The sequence below is a fragment of the Pseudarthrobacter sp. Pseusp20 genome (genome assembly GCF_059492155.1).
Genome location: NZ_CP168521.1, coordinates 2,468,445 through 2,484,161, shown reverse-complemented (window position 1 = coordinate 2,484,161; position 15,717 = coordinate 2,468,445). Strand labels below are relative to the sequence as shown.

14 protein-coding genes are annotated in these 15,717 nt (G+C 65.7%); 6 read left to right on the top strand and 8 right to left on the bottom strand.

The window, feature by feature from the left end; translation table 11 throughout:
* Window positions 1-63 precede the first annotated feature (63 nt).
* Window positions 64-1,023, bottom strand: a complete 960-nt coding sequence (locus ACEN9K_RS11415; protein WP_018772117.1) for a heme o synthase — start codon at window positions 1,021-1,023, stop codon at window positions 64-66.
* A 519-nt stretch (window positions 1,024-1,542) separates the two neighbouring features.
* Between ACEN9K_RS11415 and tkt the strand changes: the two genes are divergently transcribed.
* From tkt to pgl, 6 genes are read left to right on the top strand one after another with little or no spacing between them, the layout of a single operon-like run.
* Window positions 1,543-3,660: a transketolase gene (tkt, locus tag ACEN9K_RS11410; RefSeq protein WP_495634436.1), complete on the top strand. Its 2,118-nt coding sequence runs from the start codon at window positions 1,543-1,545 to the stop codon at window positions 3,658-3,660.
* Between the two features lie 28 nt (window positions 3,661-3,688).
* Window positions 3,689-4,804 carry a transaldolase gene (tal, locus tag ACEN9K_RS11405; RefSeq protein ID WP_495634435.1) on the top strand — a complete coding sequence of 372 codons (1,116 nt, stop codon included), beginning with the start codon at window positions 3,689-3,691 and terminating at the stop codon, window positions 4,802-4,804.
* A 5-nt stretch (window positions 4,805-4,809) separates the two neighbouring features.
* Window positions 4,810-6,441, top strand: coding sequence for a phosphoglucose isomerase-related protein (locus tag ACEN9K_RS11400; protein ID WP_018772120.1), 1,632 nt, complete (start codon window positions 4,810-4,812; stop codon window positions 6,439-6,441).
* 15 nt (window positions 6,442-6,456) lie between these two features.
* Window positions 6,457-8,016, top strand: a complete 1,560-nt coding sequence (gene zwf / locus ACEN9K_RS11395) for a glucose-6-phosphate dehydrogenase (RefSeq protein WP_134165360.1) — start codon at window positions 6,457-6,459, stop codon at window positions 8,014-8,016.
* Window positions 8,013-8,954: a glucose-6-phosphate dehydrogenase assembly protein OpcA gene (locus ACEN9K_RS11390; RefSeq protein ID WP_134165361.1), complete on the top strand. Its 942-nt coding sequence runs from the start codon at window positions 8,013-8,015 to the stop codon at window positions 8,952-8,954. The genes zwf and ACEN9K_RS11390 overlap by 4 nt, the downstream gene beginning before the upstream one ends.
* Window positions 8,955-8,991: 37 nt before the next feature.
* A complete protein-coding gene (gene pgl, locus ACEN9K_RS11385; RefSeq protein WP_263422505.1) occupies window positions 8,992-9,762 on the top strand; it encodes a 6-phosphogluconolactonase in 771 nt (256 codons plus the stop codon).
* Here the strand turns inward: pgl and ACEN9K_RS11380 are convergent.
* The 7 genes from ACEN9K_RS11380 to whiA form a co-directional block, all read right to left on the bottom strand.
* Window positions 9,715-10,110 carry an RNA polymerase-binding protein RbpA gene (locus ACEN9K_RS11380; RefSeq protein ID WP_026266190.1) on the bottom strand — a complete coding sequence of 132 codons (396 nt, stop codon included), beginning with the start codon at window positions 10,108-10,110 and terminating at the stop codon, window positions 9,715-9,717. The two genes, pgl and ACEN9K_RS11380, sit on opposite strands and share 48 nt — an antisense overlap.
* Before the next feature lie 136 nt (window positions 10,111-10,246).
* Window positions 10,247-10,504: a preprotein translocase subunit SecG gene (gene secG, locus ACEN9K_RS11375; RefSeq protein WP_018771976.1), complete on the bottom strand. Its 258-nt coding sequence runs from the start codon at window positions 10,502-10,504 to the stop codon at window positions 10,247-10,249.
* 48 nt (window positions 10,505-10,552) lie between these two features.
* Window positions 10,553-11,368 (bottom strand): triose-phosphate isomerase, encoded by an 816-nt coding sequence (gene tpiA, locus ACEN9K_RS11370; RefSeq protein WP_495634434.1) that lies wholly within the window; start codon window positions 11,366-11,368, stop codon window positions 10,553-10,555.
* Between the two features lie 123 nt (window positions 11,369-11,491).
* Complete coding sequence (locus ACEN9K_RS11365; protein ID WP_495634433.1) at window positions 11,492-12,718, bottom strand: phosphoglycerate kinase; 1,227 nt, start codon at window positions 12,716-12,718, stop codon at window positions 11,492-11,494.
* A 10-nt stretch (window positions 12,719-12,728) separates the two neighbouring features.
* Window positions 12,729-13,739, bottom strand: coding sequence for a type I glyceraldehyde-3-phosphate dehydrogenase (gene gap / locus ACEN9K_RS11360; RefSeq protein ID WP_018771979.1), 1,011 nt, complete (start codon window positions 13,737-13,739; stop codon window positions 12,729-12,731).
* Between the two features lie 261 nt (window positions 13,740-14,000).
* Entirely contained in the window at window positions 14,001-14,627 is a 627-nt protein-coding gene (locus ACEN9K_RS11355) for a superoxide dismutase (protein WP_018771980.1), read from the bottom strand.
* A 102-nt stretch (window positions 14,628-14,729) separates the two neighbouring features.
* Window positions 14,730-15,710 carry a DNA-binding protein WhiA gene (gene whiA, locus ACEN9K_RS11350; RefSeq protein ID WP_015937022.1) on the bottom strand — a complete coding sequence of 327 codons (981 nt, stop codon included), beginning with the start codon at window positions 15,708-15,710 and terminating at the stop codon, window positions 14,730-14,732.
* Between the last annotated feature and the right edge of the window lie 7 nt (window positions 15,711-15,717).

Below are 15,717 nucleotides of genomic sequence, written 5' to 3'. Positions count from 1 at the left end.
TCAGGTGGGGGCCGCCGATGGGCTTGGGCCGGGGATGTGCGCCGGGGATCTGCGCCCTGGGGCCTAGCCGGCCATGATTGCATGCCCGACGAACGGGTCCACCGCCAGCGCGATGAACAACAGCGTCAGGTAGCTGATGGAGCCATGGAAGACCTTCATGGCGCGTTTGTCCGGGATGTCCTCGCTGTGGGCGCGCGAATACAGGGCATGGGATTCATAGAGGAACCACGCGCCGGCCAGGACTGCGGTTACGGTGTAGACCCAGCCGGCCCCACCCGCAGGAATCATCAGCAGGGAGCAGGCCACCATGGCCCAGGCGTACAGGACCACCTGGACGGACACCACCTTGGCGCCGGCGATGGCACCGAGCATGGGGACGTTGGCGTTCCGGTAGTCCTCGCCGTAACGCATGGACAGGGGCCAGTAGTGTGGCGGGGTCCACAGGAAGATCACCATGAACAGGACGACCGCCGGCCACTCAACAGAGTTGGTGACGGCAGCCCACGCGATCAGCACCGGGAAGCAGCCTGCTGCACCGCCCCAGACAATGTTCTGCGCCGTGCGCCGCTTGAGGATCATGGTGTAGATGACCACGTAGAAGAAGATGGCACCCAGCCCCAGCCAGGCGGAAAGCGGATTGGCTCCGAACCAGAGGATCACGATCGAGGCGGCACCCAGCAGCCAGGAAAAGACCAGCGCCTCGCGCGGGGTGACTTCACCGGTGACCAGCGGCCTGTTCTCCGTGCGGTGCATCAGCTTGTCGATGTCGCGGTCGATGTAACAGTTGAAGGCCCCGGCGCTGCCCGCAGCAAAGGCACCGCCCACCAGCGTGGCGAGGATCAGTCCGATGGATGGGAAGCCCCGCTGGGCGTAAATCATGGTGGGCAGGGTGCTGACCAGCAGCAGTTCGATCACGCGCGGCTTGGTGAGGGCGAGATACGCCTTGGCCTTACGGGCAAACCCGGCGCCGGAGGCCCGGGATGCGTTCAGCGGCGTATCTGTTGTGCTCACGGTGGCAGTCACCCGTTCTGTGTGGCAGTTGAGGCTGGCAGTGCAGCTCCGGTCGTGCGGCCCGGACCCGGGCACGGCAAGAAGGGAGAAAATGCTTCAGGTGCGTGCAACAGTCGGGAAACCCCGGACGGCGATAGGGATGCACGCCCGGCGTTGGCCTCCGAATATCATACCGCGCCGCGGGCGCTGTCCCGGCCCCGCCATATGCGCAGATGATTGCTCACGGGCCCATTCGAGCAGATTAACTCAACCCTTCGTGACGGTGATTCACAAAAGGGGAAATTGCGTCCAAAACGTGAGATTTGGGCCGCCCGCAGAATGGATAAGAGCTAAGCTGTCAACAGATCAGCACGCAGCAAGAAAGCGGTGGAAAACGCATTCCCGCTGCTGTCCGTGACTGAATGCAAGGATCAACGTTTCGATGGTGAACGGCTGGTACACACCGCAGCAGGCGCCACGCAGTGCGCCCTTAAACGGAACCGGTGTACAGCCGCCATCAGCACAGAGAGGGGCCCGGTTTTCGTGCCACATTTGGAAGAGCAAGAACTGTCATGGACCAGCTTGGACCAGCGCGCCGTGGACACCATCCGCGTCCTGGCCGCCGATGCCGTAGAGAAGGTGGGCAACGGCCACCCCGGAACCGCCATGAGCCTGGCCCCCGCCGCTTACCTTCTTTTCCAGAAGCTGATGCGCCATGACCCGCGCGATCCGCAGTGGCTGGGCCGCGACCGGTTCGTCCTGTCCCCCGGCCACACCTCGCTGACCCTTTACATCCAGCTGTTCCTCTCCGGCTACGGCCTGGAACTGAAGGACCTGGAGGCGCTTCGCACATGGGGTTCGCTGACCCCGGGACACCCGGAGTACAAGCACACCGCCGGCGTGGAGATCACTACCGGACCGCTGGGCCAGGGCCTGGCCTCCTCGGTTGGCTTCGCCTACTCCCAGCGCCGCCAGCGCGGCCTGTTCGATGCTGATGCCCCCGCCGGCGAATCGCCGTTCGACCACACCATCTGGGTCATTGCGTCCGACGGCGACCTCCAGGAAGGCGTCACGGCCGAGGCTTCCTCGCTCGCCGGCCACCAGGAACTCGGCAATCTCGTGGTCATCTACGACGAGAACCACATCTCCATCGAAGACGATACGGACATCGCCTTCACCGAAGATGTCCTGAAGCGCTATGAAGCCTACGGCTGGCACACCCAGCGGGTGGACTGGACCAAGACGGGCGAATACAAGGAAGATGTGCAGGAGCTGTACTCGGCCCTGCTCGCAGCGAAGGCTGAGACCTCCAAGCCCTCCATCATCTCCCTGCGCACCATCATCGGCTACCCGGCGCCCAAGAAGCAGAACACCGGCAAGATCCACGGCTCCGCCCTCGGCGCCGAGGAAGTCGCAGCGCTGAAGGAAGTCCTGGGCTTCGACCCGTCCAAGTCCTTCGATGTGGACCAGGAAGTCCTGGCCCACGCCCGCTCCGTAATGGACCGTGGCGCCGCCGCCCGCAAGGAATGGGAAGAGTCCTTCAATGCCTGGCAGGCAGCCAACCCTGAAGGCGCGGCTCTGCTGCAGCGCATCGAGGCAAGGGAACTTCCCGAAGGCGTGGACGCTGCCCTTCCGGTCTTCCCGGCAGGCAAGGACGTTTCCACCCGCGCAGCATCGGGCAAGGTACTGAACGCGCTGGGCCCGGTACTGCCCGAACTCTGGGGCGGCTCCGCCGACCTCGCCGAGTCCAACAACACCACCATCGAGGGCTCGCCGTCCTTCGTGCCTGCCTCCAAGCAGACCGGTGCCTGGTCCGGAAACCCCTACGGCCGCGTGCTGCACTTCGGCATCCGCGAGCACGCTGCTGCCTCGATCGTGAACGGCATCAGCCTGGCGGGCAACACCCGCGCCTTCTCCGGCACCTTCCTGATCTTCAGCGACTACCAGCGCCCCGCCATCCGGCTCGGCGCGCTCATGGGTGTTCCGTCGCTGTACGTCTGGACCCACGACTCCATCGGCCTGGGCGAAGACGGCCCCACCCACCAGCCGGTGGAACAGCTCGCCTCGCTGCGTGCCATCGTTGGCCTGGACGTGGTCCGCCCCGGCGACGCCAACGAAGTGGCAGCTGCGTGGAAGACCATGCTCGAAAACCACAGCAACCCTGCCGGCATCGTCCTGACCCGCCAGAACATCCCCACTTGGGAACGTGGCGCGGGCGACGCCGACGGCGACACGTTCGCTTCCACCGCAGGTGTTGCAAAGGGCGGCTACGTCCTGGCCGAGGCCTCGAAGGACGGCGCCACGGTTCCGGCAGACGTGATCCTGATCGGCACCGGCTCCGAGGTCCAGTTGGCCGTCCAGGCCCGCGAAGCCCTCCAGGCCGAAGGCATCGCAGCCCGGGTTGTCTCCATGCCGTGTGTCGAGTGGTTCAAGAAGCAGGACGCCGCCTACCGCGAATCCGTCCTGCCCGCCGCCGTCAAGGCACGCGTTTCGGTGGAAGCAGGACTGGCCCTGGGCTGGCGGGAATTCGTCGGCGACGCCGGCCGTTCCGTGAGCCTTGAGCACTACGGCGCTTCCGCGGACTACAAGCGCCTCTTCCAGGAGTTCGGCATCACGGCAGAAGCAGTGGCTGCCGCAGCCAAGGACTCCATCTCCAGCCTCCAGGCCTGAAACCCTCATCTTTTAGGAGATACAAGAAATGACTACTCCCACCCAGCAGCTCTCCGACGCCGGAGTCTCCATCTGGCTCGACGACCTTTCCCGGGGACGCCTGCAGACCGGCACCCTCCGCAAGCTCATTGAAGAGAAGAACGTGGTCGGCGTGACCACCAACCCGTCCATCTTCCACGCAGCCATCACGTCCGGCACGGACTACGACCACATCATTGCCGGCAAGGCCGCAGAAGGCGCCAGCGTGGAGGACACGATCTTCGAGATCACCACCACCGACGTTGCTGATGCCTGCGACCTGTTTGCACCCGTGGCTGCTGCCACCAAGGGCGTTGACGGACGCGTCTCCATCGAAGTCGACCCGCGCCTTGCCTGGGACACCGCAGGGACCATCGCCGAGGCCAAGCACCTCTCGCAGCGAGTCAACAAGGACAACGTCCTGATCAAGATCCCGGCAACCATCGAGGGCCTTGAAGCCATCACGGCAACACTGGCCGAGGGCATCAGCGTCAACGTGACCCTTATCTTCTCGCTGGAGCGGTACCGCGCGGTCATCAATGCATTCCAGTCCGGCCTGGAACAGGCCAAAGAGAACGGCCACGACCTTTCGAAGATCCACTCCGTTGCCTCGTTCTTCGTCTCCCGCGTGGACACGGAAATCGACAAGCGCCTCGACAAGATCGGCACCGACGAGGCAAAAGCCCTCAAGGGCAAGGCCGGCGTGGCCAACGCCCGCCTGGCCTACCAGGTCTACGAAGAGCTCTTCGCCACCGAACGGTGGGCGCTGCTGGCCGACGCCGGGGCTCTCCCCCAGCGCCCCCTGTGGGCTTCCACCGGTGTGAAGGATCCTGCTTACCCGGACACCCTCTACGTCACCGAACTCGTGGCCCGCGGCGTGGTGAACACCATGCCGGAAAAGACGCTGGATGCCACCTTCGACCACGGCGTGGTTACCGGTGACACCATCACCGGCTCCTACGCCGAAGCAAACGCAACCCTCGACGCCCTTGAAAAGCTCGGGGTCTCCTACAACGACGTCGTGGCACTCCTTGAAACCGAAGGCCTGGACAAGTTCGTGGCCAGCTGGAAGGAACTGCTGGCCGACGTCGAAGGTGCCCTGGCCTCTGCACGGAAGGCTTCCTAACACCTATGAGCACTCTCAGCTTCGACGCCACCGGCGCTGCCCAGCACGCGCTTGAACAGCACCTTCCCGCCCTGGTGGAGGACCGGGTCGCCACGCGGATCTTCGCCAAGGACCACACCCTGTGGGGTCCCGACGCCGAATCGGAGTCGGCAATCCGCCTTGGGTGGGTGGAGGCGGCAACAGTCTCACAGCCTTTGGTCAAGGACATCCTGGAACTCCGCGACGCCCTGCGCGCGGAGGGAGTGAGCAGGATCGTGCTCTGCGGCATGGGCGGATCCTCGCTGGCCCCTGAGGTCATCGCTGGCACCGCCGGCGTCGAGCTGACAGTGCTGGACAGCACGGACCCGGACCAGGTCCGGGCTGCCCTGGCGGACCGGCTGGGCCAGACCGCAATCGTGGTCTCGTCCAAGTCCGGCTCCACCCTGGAGACCGACTCGCAGCGCCGGATTTTCGAGCAGGCCTTCACCGAGGCCGGCGTGGACGCCAAGAGCCGGATCATCATCGTGACGGACCCGGGATCGCCGCTGGACAAGGCCTCCCGTGAAGCCGGCTACCGCGCCGTCTTCAACGCCGACCCCAACGTGGGCGGCCGCTACTCCGCGCTGACAGCGTTCGGCCTGGTTCCTTCCGGCCTGGCCGGCGTGGACATCCAGGCATTCCTGGACGAAGCCGAGGAAGCTGCCGAGATCCTCAACGACGACGCCCCTGAAAACATCGGGTTGGCACTGGGCGCCGCGCTGGGCGGAACCAGCCCGCTGCGGAACAAGGTCGTCATCGCCGAGGACGGCTCCGGCATCGTTGGCTTCGCGGACTGGGCTGAGCAGCTCATCGCCGAGTCCACGGGCAAGCTGGGAACCGGGATCCTGCCGGTCGTCGCGGGGCCGCAGGCCCCGGAGGTAACCTCCGGTGCCCCCGACGTCCTGGTGGTGCGGCTCGTCGCCGCGGATGCCGACGTCGAACCCGGTGACAACCAGGTGGCCATTGCCGGCGGCCTTGCCACCCAGATGATGGTGTGGGAGTTCGCCACCGCCGTTGCCGGGCGCCTGCTGGGGATCAACCCCTTCGACCAGCCCGACGTTGAGGCCGCCAAGGTGGCAGCGCGTGGGCTGCTGGACGCCCAGCCGGAGCCCACGCCTGCGGCATTCGTCGACGGCGCCATTGAGGTGCGCGGCGGGGACTGGCTCGGAAACGCCGCCACGGCGGAGGGCGCCGTCAAGGCCCTGCTGGGCACCCTGGCCGCGGACAGCTACCTGAGCGTACAGGCGTACTTCGACCGGCTGGCGTTCGCCGGGCTGGAGGGTATCCGGGACGAACTTGCCGCCGCGACCGGCCGTCCGGTGACGTTCGGCTGGGGTCCGCGCTTCCTGCACTCCACCGGCCAGTTCCACAAGGGCGGTCCCGCCATTGGCGTGTTCCTTCAGGTCACCGCTACCCCCGCCGAGGATCTGGGGATCCCGGACCGGCCCTTCAGCTTTGGCGAACTCATCGCCGCACAGGCAGCAGGCGACGCCCAGGTCCTGGGTGGGCACGGACGTCCCGTGCTCCGCCTCCACCTCACCGACCGTGCCGCCGGCGTGGCGCAGCTGCAGGACATCGTCGCTGCCCTGTCCACCCGCGCATCCGCTACCGAAAGCTAAGGCGCAGAAGCAACCATGCCAGAAACTGAATACGGCAGGAAGGGCGCGGGCCGCGGGCGTAATCCGTTGCGCGATCCGCGTGACCGCCGTTTGAACCGGATTGCCGGTCCGTCGTCGTTGGTGCTCTTTGGGGTCACGGGTGATTTGGCCCGGAAGAAGCTCATGCCTGCGGTGTATGACCTTGCCAACCGTGGGCTGTTGCCGCCGAGTTTCGCGCTGGTGGGTTTTGCCCGCCGGGAGTGGGACAAGGAAGATTTCGCCGCCGAGGTGAAGGCCTCGGTGCAGGCGCATGCGCGGACGCCGTTCGATGAGGCCGTGTGGAACCAGTTGTCCGAGGGCATCCGGTTTGTCCAGGGCGAGTTCGACGACGACGCGGCCTTTGAGCGCCTTGGTGAGACCATCAAGGAACTCGACGACGTCCGGGGCACCAGGGGGAACCACGCGTTCTACTTGTCGATCCCGCCCAAGGCGTTCGAGCAGGTCTGCCGGCAGCTCTCCAAGCACGGTCTGGCGCAGGCCGAGGGGGACAAATGGCGGCGCGTGGTGATCGAAAAGCCGTTCGGTCACGACCTGCAGTCGGCCAGGCAGTTGAACGACATCGTCGAATCGGTGTTCCCGCCGGACGCGGTGTTCCGGATTGACCATTACCTGGGCAAGGAAACGGTGCAGAACATCCTGGCGCTGCGTTTCGCGAACCAGTTGTTCGAGCCGTTGTGGAACGCCAACTACGTGGACCATGTCCAGATCACCATGGCCGAGGACATCGGCACCGGCGGCCGGGCAGGATATTACGACGGCGTGGGCGCGGCCCGCGACGTGATCCAGAACCACCTGCTGCAGCTGCTCGCTTTGACGGCTATGGAGGAGCCGATCTCCTTCAACGCCGATGACCTGCGGGCAGAGAAGGAAAAAGTCCTCGCCGCGGTCAAGCTACCGGAGGACCTGTCCACGCACTCGGCCCGCGGGCAGTTCACCGGCGGCTGGCAGGGCGGCGAGCAGGTCCAGGGCTACCTGGAGGAAGAAGGCATCCCCGCCGATTCCACCACCGAAACCTACGCCGCTGTCCGGGTGGACATCCACACCCGCCGCTGGTCCGGAGTGCCGTTCTACCTGCGGGCCGGCAAGCGCCTGGGCCGGCGCGTGACCGAAATCGCGGTGGTCTTCAAGCGCGCCCCGAACCTGTTGTTCCGTGACCACGGGGAGGATGACTTCGGGCAGAACGCCGTGGTGATCCGGGTCCAGCCCGATGAGGGCGTGACCATCCGGTTCGGTTCCAAGGTCCCGGGCACGCAAATGGAAGTCCGCGACGTGACCATGGACTTCGGCTACGGGCACTCGTTCACGGAGTCCTCTCCGGAGGCGTACGAGCGGCTGATCCTGGACGTGCTTCTGGGTGAGCCGCCGCTGTTCCCGCGGCATGAGGAAGTGGAGCTGTCCTGGAAGATCCTTGACCCGTTCGAGGAATACTGGGCGTCCCTGAGTGAGCAGCCCGAACCCTACGCCCCCGGTTCCTGGGGCCCCGCCTCGGCCGATGAGCTGCTGGCCCGTGACGGACGAACCTGGAGAAGGCCATGATCGTTAACCTGCCCGACACCACCACCTCGAAGGTGTCCAAGAAACTCATGGCCCTGCGCGAGCAGGGCGGCGTGATCGCGCTGGGCCGGGTCCTGACCCTGGTGGTCGTGACCAAGTCCGGGCTCGAGGAAGAAGCGATCGAGGCCGCGAACGACGCCAGCCGGGAACACCCCTGCCGGATCATCGTCCTCGCCGACGCCGGGAAGGACGCCGAGGACCGGCTCGACGCGCAGATCCGGGTGGGCGGGGACGCCGGCGCCTCGGAAGTGATCGTGCTGCGCGGCTACGGCCAACTGGCCCACGAGTCCGAGTCCCTGGTGGCCGCGCTGCTGCTCCCGGACGCCCCGATCGTGGCCTGGTGGCCGCACGGCGCCCCCGCGAACGCGTGCGAGACCTCCATCGGCGCGATCGCGCACCGCAGGATCACCGACTCCGCGAACGAACCCGACCCCCAGGCCGCACTGGAACGGATCCACCGCACCTACAAGGCCGGCGACACCGACCTCGCCTGGACCCGGCTGACCAACTGGCGGATCCAGCTCGCGGCAGCCCTGGACGAAGTGGACTCCTCACCGGTCACGGCCGTCGCGGTCGAAGGCGCCTCGGACTCACCCTCCACCATCCTGCTGGCAGCCTGGCTCACCCTGACCCTGGACGCACCCGTGACCATCGTCGCGGACCCGGCAGGGACCGGCATCCGCCGCGTCCGCCTCAGCCGCCCCGGCGGCGACGTCCAGCTGTTCCGCCCCGGACTTTCCGTCGCCGAACTCACCCAACCCGGCCAACCCGCCCAACGGATCTCCCTCCCACGCCGCAGCCTCCGCGACTGCCTCGCCGAAGAACTCCGCCGCCTCGACCCGGACGAAGTCTTCGGGGAAGTGATTACTATGGGACTGCCACGTACCAATCTAAGGAGCGTCCGACCCAGTGAGCGTTGACCCACGAGTAAGCATCCATCCAGATTCGTCCGTCCTCATGGCCGCCATCGCGGCCCGCCTGATCACCAAGCTCGTTGACGTGCAGGACAAGTACGGCGAAGCCACCGTGGTGCTCACCGGGGGAACCGTGGGGATCGGCACGCTGAAGGCGGTTGCGGACTCACCGGCAGCGCCCGCCGTCGACTGGTCCAAGGTCAACTTCTGGTGGGGCGACGAACGATTCGTCGGGTCTGCCGATCCTGAGCGGAATACCAGGCAGGCGTTCGACGCACTGCTGTCCCACATCCCCGTCGATCCGGACCGGGTGCACTCCCCTGGTTCTTCGGATGAGTTCGGCACTCCGGAGGAAGCCGCCGAGGACTACGCCCGCCAGCTGCGGGAAGCCGCAGCAGACGAACACGCGGCCGACATGTCCGACGACCGGCCGGAGGAGCCGTCCTCGCTCCCCCGGCTGGACGTGGTGCTGCTCGGCGTGGGGCCCGACGCACACATCGCATCGCTGTTTCCGGAACAGGCCGGCATCCGCGAAAAGGAGCGCACGGTGGTGGGTGTCAGGAACTCCCCCAAGCCGCCGCCGCTGCGGATCTCGCTGACCCTTCCCGCCATCAATACGGCGGCGGAGGTTTGGATGGTTGTGGCCGGTGAGGACAAGGCAGGAGCTGTGGGGCTGGCCCTGGCCGGGGCCAACCCTGTGCAGGTACCGGCGTCCGGCCCCCGTGGAACGTCCCGTACCCTGTGGTTGATTGACGAGAATGCAGCCTCACGTGTCCCGCAGCAGTTGGTCCGGAAGGACGCCGCGGGCGCGTAGCTTTTCCAGCGCTCCGGCCAGGACGTCTTCGGCGTCCTGGGCGGAGCGCCGTTCTTTAACGTATTCCAGATGGCTCTTGTAGCCGTCGTCGAAAGGGTCGTCAGCAGCCGCGGCCCGTCCGTCCCTGGTGGCGGGTCCGCCACAACGCCTGCAGTCCCACGTCGCGGGAATCTGGTCCTCGGGCATCTTCAGGAACACGGGCTGCGTCTCATGCCCCCTGGCACACCAATAGGACACCCGGATACGGGGAAGAGGGCGCGGGGACGAGTCGTTGGACTGCAGGCTCGACCCGGACCCTGCAGTAACCCCGGCGCGGGTGCCCCGGAAGCCTGATGACGGATGGACCATTACGACTCCTGCCTCGAAGCGGACGCCGGGGACCTGCAGCTTAAACAAGACTGTGGCCGCCGGGTGAACCGACAGCCACAGTCTAATTGGCAGGCCTACCGGGCGGCAGGGCCTAAAGGACCTTGTACAGCAGGGGTCAGGAATCCCCGGTCCCGCTGAACCGCATGATCAGGCCAAGGGCGATGATCACCACGCCCCACGTCACGCCCAGGATGATGGTGAAGCGGTTGAGGTTCCGTTCTGCCACGCCTGAAGAGCTGAGGCCCGAGCTCATGCCGCCGCCGAACATGTCGGACAACCCGCCGCCGCGTCCCTTGTGCAGGAGGATCAGCAGAGTCAGCAGGAGGCTGGTGATGCCCAGGAGGATCTGCAGAATGACATGAAGAACGTCCACGACGGCCTTTCAGAAGTTGGGATTGCGGGAGTTTTCGCTGGCTGGGGACTAGTCCGCGACCAGGTGGCTCTCGAACCTGACAATATTAGCAAACTCGGCGGGGTCGAGGCTTGCGCCTCCCACCAGCAGGCCGTCCACGTCGCGTTCCTGCAGGATCGCTGCCGCGTTGTTGGCCTTTACCGAACCGCCGTAGAGAAGGCGGGTCTTGTCGGCTGTCCCGGCACCGAACAGCGATTCCAGCTCGGCGCGGATGGCGGCGCACATTTCCTGTGCGTCCTCCGGTCCTGCCACTTCACCGGTGCCGATGGCCCAGACGGGCTCGTAGGCCACCACCAGTTCGGCGGCCTGTTCGGCCGTCAGGCCGGACACTCCGGCACGGAGCTGCTGCAGCGTGTGGTCGACGTGGGTTCCGGCCTGGCGGATCTCAAGGCCTTCGCCGACGCAGAGGACCGGGGTGACCCCGTGCCTGAAGGCGGCCTTGACCTTGGCGTTGAGGACGTCATCGGATTCGTTGTGGATGGTGCGGCGTTCGCTGTGGCCCACCAGGACGTACTTGCAGCCGAGCTTGTTCAGGAACTGCCCGGAAATGTCGCCGGTGTAGGCTCCTGAGTCGAACTGGGACAGGTCCTGGCCGCCGTAGGCGACCTGCAGGTCGTCGCCCTGGACCAGGGTCTGGACACCGCGGAGGTCCGTGAACGGCGGGAAGACGGCCACCTCGACGCGGCTGTAGTCGTGCTTGGCGTCGGAGAGGATCCAGGCCAGCTTCTGCAGGAGCGTGATGCCCTGGACGTGGTCCATGTTCATTTTCCAGTTGCCCGCGATGAAGGGCTTGCGGTCGAAAGCGCCGTTCGTTGACGTAGTCACGTAATCTCCAAAAAGTTCTTGATATGTGTGCGGCCGGCAGGCTGCCGCGGGCAACCTGCCGGCCGGAGGACTGCGAAGTCCGTTTACTGCTGGGAAAGCAGCGGTGGTTCTACCGGCCTGGCCCTACCGGTCCAGGACGCTGAGGCCGGGGAGTTCCTTGCCTTCAAGGTATTCCAGGCTGGCGCCGCCGCCAGTGGAAATGTGTCCGAACTGGTCATCACTGAAACCCAGCGTGCGCACAGCGGCAGCGGAGTCCCCTCCGCCCACCACGGTGAACCCGCCGGTTTCGGTGAGGGCCTGGGCGATTGCACGGGTGCCGGCCGAGAATGCCTCGAATTCGAAGACACCCATGGGGCCGTTCCAAAAGACTGTCCGCGCGCCCTTGATCCGTTCGGAGAAGGCAGCCGCTGTATCCGGCCCAATGTCCAGGCCGATGCCCTGGGCGCCGAAGCTGCTGCCTTCAATGGCGTCGGCTGCCACGGTCTCGTGCCTGGCGCCGGCGGCGAACTTCTCTGCCACCACAACGTCCCTGGGGACAACGAATTCCGTGCCGGCATCGGCCGCGCGCTTCAGGTAGTCCTTGACGACGGTGATCTGGTCCTCCTCAAGGAGGCTGGAGCCAACCTTGTGGCCTGCTGCCGCCAGGAACGTGAAGAGCATGCCGCCGCCCACCAGGATGGTGTCAGCCTTGCCGATCAGGTTGTCGATGACCGCGAGCTTGTCCGAGACCTTGGAGCCGCCGAGCACCACCACATAGGGGCGCTGGGTGTCGGTGGTCAGCTTTCGGAGGACTTCCACTTCGGTGTGCACCAGGTCGCCCTGGTATGACGGAAGCCGGGTGGCGACGTCATAGACACTGGCATGCTTGCGGTGGACGGCGCCGAAGGCGTCATCCACGTAGGCGCCGTTGCCGCCGGTGAGCGCCACGAGCTCATCCGCGAAGGCTCCGCGTTCAGCGTCGTCCTTGCTGGTTTCGCGGGCGTCGAAGCGGACGTTCTCGAGGACCAGCGCTTCACCGTCCTGCAGTGACGCGGCGGCTGCCTTGGCGGCATCGCCGACGGTGTCGGCTGCAAGGGTGACCTTGAAGCCTGCCAGTTCGGCGAGGCGGTCCACTGCGGGGCGGAGGGAGTACTTGTCTTCCGGGGCGCCCTTGGGGCGTCCGAGGTGGGCTGTTACCAGCACGCGGGCACCGGCGTCCGTGAGCTTTTGCAGCACTGGCAGGGAGGCCTTGATACGGCCATCATCAGTGACTGTAGAGCCGTCGAGCGGCACATTCAGGTCACTTCGAACCAGAATGTACCGCCCGCGGACACCTTCAGCGATCAGTTCGTTGAGGGTGTGAGATGTCATGTGTCTAACCCTAGCCCAGCTTGGATGCGACAAGCTCCGTAAGGTCTACGAGGCGGTTGGAGTAGCCCCATTCGTTGTCATACCAGGAAACAACCTTGACCTGGTTGCCGATGACCTTGGTCAGGCCGGAGTCGAAGATGGAGGATGCGGGGTCGCCGACGATGTCGGAGGACACGATGGGCTCGTCCGTGTAGGTCAGGAAGCCCTGCAGTTCCTCGGATTCTGCGGCGCGCTTGAGGGCTGCGTTGACTTCCTCCACGGTGGTCTCGCGGGAGACGGTGACGGTGAGGTCGGTGGCCGAGCCGGTGGGCACGGGAACGCGGATGGCGTAGCCGTCCAGCTTGCCCTTCAGCTCAGGCAGGACCAGGCCGATGGCCTTGGCGGCGCCGGTGGAAGTGGGGACCATGTTGATGGCGGCAGCGCGGGCGCGGCGCAGGTCCTTGTGCGGGCCGTCCTGCAGGTTCTGGTCTGCGGTGTAGGCGTGGACGGTGGTCATCAGGCCGCGTTCGATGCCGAATTCGTCGTTGACCACCTTGGCCAGCGGGCCGAGGCAGTTGGTGGTGCAGGAGGCGTTGGAGATGATGTGGTGCGTGGCGTTGTCGTACAGGTTGTGGTTCACGCCCATCACGATGGTGATGTCCTCGTCCGAGGCGGGAGCGGAGATCAGGACCTTCTTGGCGCCGGCATCGATGTGCTTCCGGGCATCGGCGGCCTTGGTGAAGAAGCCGGTGGACTCGATGACGATGTCCACGCCCAGTTCGCCCCAGGGGAGGTTGGCGGGGTCGCGCTCAGCCAGTACCTTGACGACGTTGCCGTTGACGACGATGTTGCCGTCCTTGACCTCAATGGTTTCCTTCAGGCGGCCGCCCACGGAGTCGTACTTGAACAGGTGGGCCAGGGCTTCGGGGCTGGTGAGGTCGTTGACTGCAACGATCTCCAGGTCGGCGCCCTGTGCCAGGGCTGCGCGGAAGTAGTTGCGGCCAATACGGCCAAAGCCGTTGATACCAATACGGGTCGTCACTTTTTCAGTCTCCTTGGTGCTTTCAGAAGCACAACTAGTTGAGCGGGCTATCAAGCCAACTAACAGATCCCGCACGCCATTGGGCAGAGATGATTTACAAACGGAGGGCGACCAGCCTCATTGCTGAAGGCTAACCGCCTTCCGTGACCTATCTTACGTTTAACTGGGTCCGCCCCCGCAAGTGCGGGGGCGGACGGTCCACATTGCGGGTGGTTTAAGTCCGAATGTGAAGTTTGTTACAGCAGGGTATGGTGCCCCCCACTACGGGAGGGTGATGAGTCCCGTGGCGTTGGTGCGTGCTGCCTCGAAACGCTTGGCAACGTCCGCCCAGTTGACGATGTTCCAGAAGGCCTTGACGTAGTCGGCCTTCACGTTGACGTAGTCCAGGTAGAAGGCGTGCTCCCACATGTCCAGCATCAGCAGCGGGGTGGTTCCCAGTGCCGTGTTGCCCTGCTGGTCGTACAGCTGCTCGATGACGAGGTTTCCGCCGATGGGCTCGTAGGCGAGGAAGCCCCAGCCCGATCCCTGGAGGCCCAGGGCAGCAGCGGAGAACTGTGCACGGAAGGCATCGAAGGAGCCGAAGGCGTCATCGATCGCGGCAGCCAGCTCACCCTCGGGCTTGTCGCCGCCGTCCGGGGAGAGGTTCTTCCAGAACACGGAGTGGTTGATGTGGCCGCCAGTGTGGAACGCGAGGTCCTTGGAAAGCCGGTTGATGTTGGCGAAGTCGCCCTTTTCGCGCGCCTCGGCCAGCTGGGCGAGGGCGTTGTTGGCGCCTGCCACGTAGGCGGCGTGGTGCTTGCTGTGGTGCAGTTCCATGATCCGCGCGGAAATGTGCGGTTCGAGGGCGGCGTAGTCGTAGCTGAGTTCCGGCAATACGTACTCGGTCACAAAATCCTCCAATATCGTGGACCCGTCAGGCCCGGTTGGTAACTCTCGGATTGTGCATCCGGGCAGCTGGTGCCCGGAATTATTTTTGATTCTATGGGGCGGTTACTCGTCCAGCATTTCGGGCGTCACATTGGCGTCCGTTCCGGGAATGCCCAGGTCAAGGGCGCGCTTGTCCGCCATGGCCAGCAGCCGGCGGATCCTGCCGGCAATAGCATCCTTGGTCATGACGGGGTCGGCCAGGCGGCCCAGCTCGTCCAGGCTGGCCTGCTTGTGCGCCACCCGCAGTTCGCCTGCGTACTTCAGGTGGTCCGGAACATCGTCGCCGAGGATTTCCAGTGCCCGGTCCACCCTTGCCCCTGCCGCCACCGCTGCCTGTGCGGAACGGCGCAGGTTGGCGTCGTCGAAGTTGGCGAGCCGGTTTGCGGTTGCCCTGACCTCCTTGCGCATGCGGCGCTCCTCCCAGACCATCAGGGCGTCGTGGGCTCCCATGCGGGTCAGGAGTGCGGCGATGGTGTCACCGTCGCGGATCACCACCCGGTCCACTCCCCTGACTTCCCTGGCCTTGGCCTGGATGTCCAGGCGGCGGGCCGCGCCCACCAGGGCCAGGGCGGATTCGGGTCCCGGGCAGGTGACCTCCAGCGATGATGACCGGCCGGGTTCCGTGAGGGAGCCGTGGGCCAGGAAGGCCCCGCGCCAGACGGCCTCGGCGTCCGCCGCGGAACCGTTCACGACGGCGGACGGCAGCCCGCGCACGGGGCGTCCGCGTCCGTCCAGGAGGCCGGTCTGGCGTGCCAGCGCCTCGCCGTCGCGGACCACGCGGACGACGTAGCGGCTGGCGCGCCGGAGTCCGCCGGCGGAAACGACGATGATTTCGCTTTGGTGTCCGTAGACCTCTGCGATGGCGGCACGGAGCCTGCGCGCCGTAGAGGCCAGGTCCACTTCCGCCTCGATGACGATCCGGCCGGAGATGATGTGCAGTCCCCCGGCAAACCGGAGCATGGCGGAAACCTCAGCCTTGCGCACTGATGACTTCTTGATGTCCAGACGGGACAGTTCTTCCTTGACTGATGCTGTCAGTGCCATGGCACCT

Coding starts and splice junctions, on each gene's coding strand:
- zwf (WP_134165360.1), top strand. CDS start 6,457: ATGCCAGAAACTGAATACGGCAGGAAGGGCGCGGGCCGCGGGCGTAAT.
- ACEN9K_RS11390 (WP_134165361.1), top strand. CDS start 8,013: ATGATCGTTAACCTGCCCGACACCACCACCTCGAAGGTGTCCAAGAAA.
- whiA (WP_015937022.1), bottom strand. CDS start 15,710: ATGGCACTGACAGCATCAGTCAAGGAAGAACTGTCCCGTCTGGACATC.
- ACEN9K_RS11380 (WP_026266190.1), bottom strand. CDS start 10,110: ATGGTCCATCCGTCATCAGGCTTCCGGGGCACCCGCGCCGGGGTTACT.
- pgl (WP_263422505.1), top strand. CDS start 8,992: ATGGCCGCCATCGCGGCCCGCCTGATCACCAAGCTCGTTGACGTGCAG.
- tal (WP_495634435.1), top strand. CDS start 3,689: ATGACTACTCCCACCCAGCAGCTCTCCGACGCCGGAGTCTCCATCTGG.
- ACEN9K_RS11400 (WP_018772120.1), top strand. CDS start 4,810: ATGAGCACTCTCAGCTTCGACGCCACCGGCGCTGCCCAGCACGCGCTT.
- ACEN9K_RS11365 (WP_495634433.1), bottom strand. CDS start 12,718: ATGACATCTCACACCCTCAACGAACTGATCGCTGAAGGTGTCCGCGGG.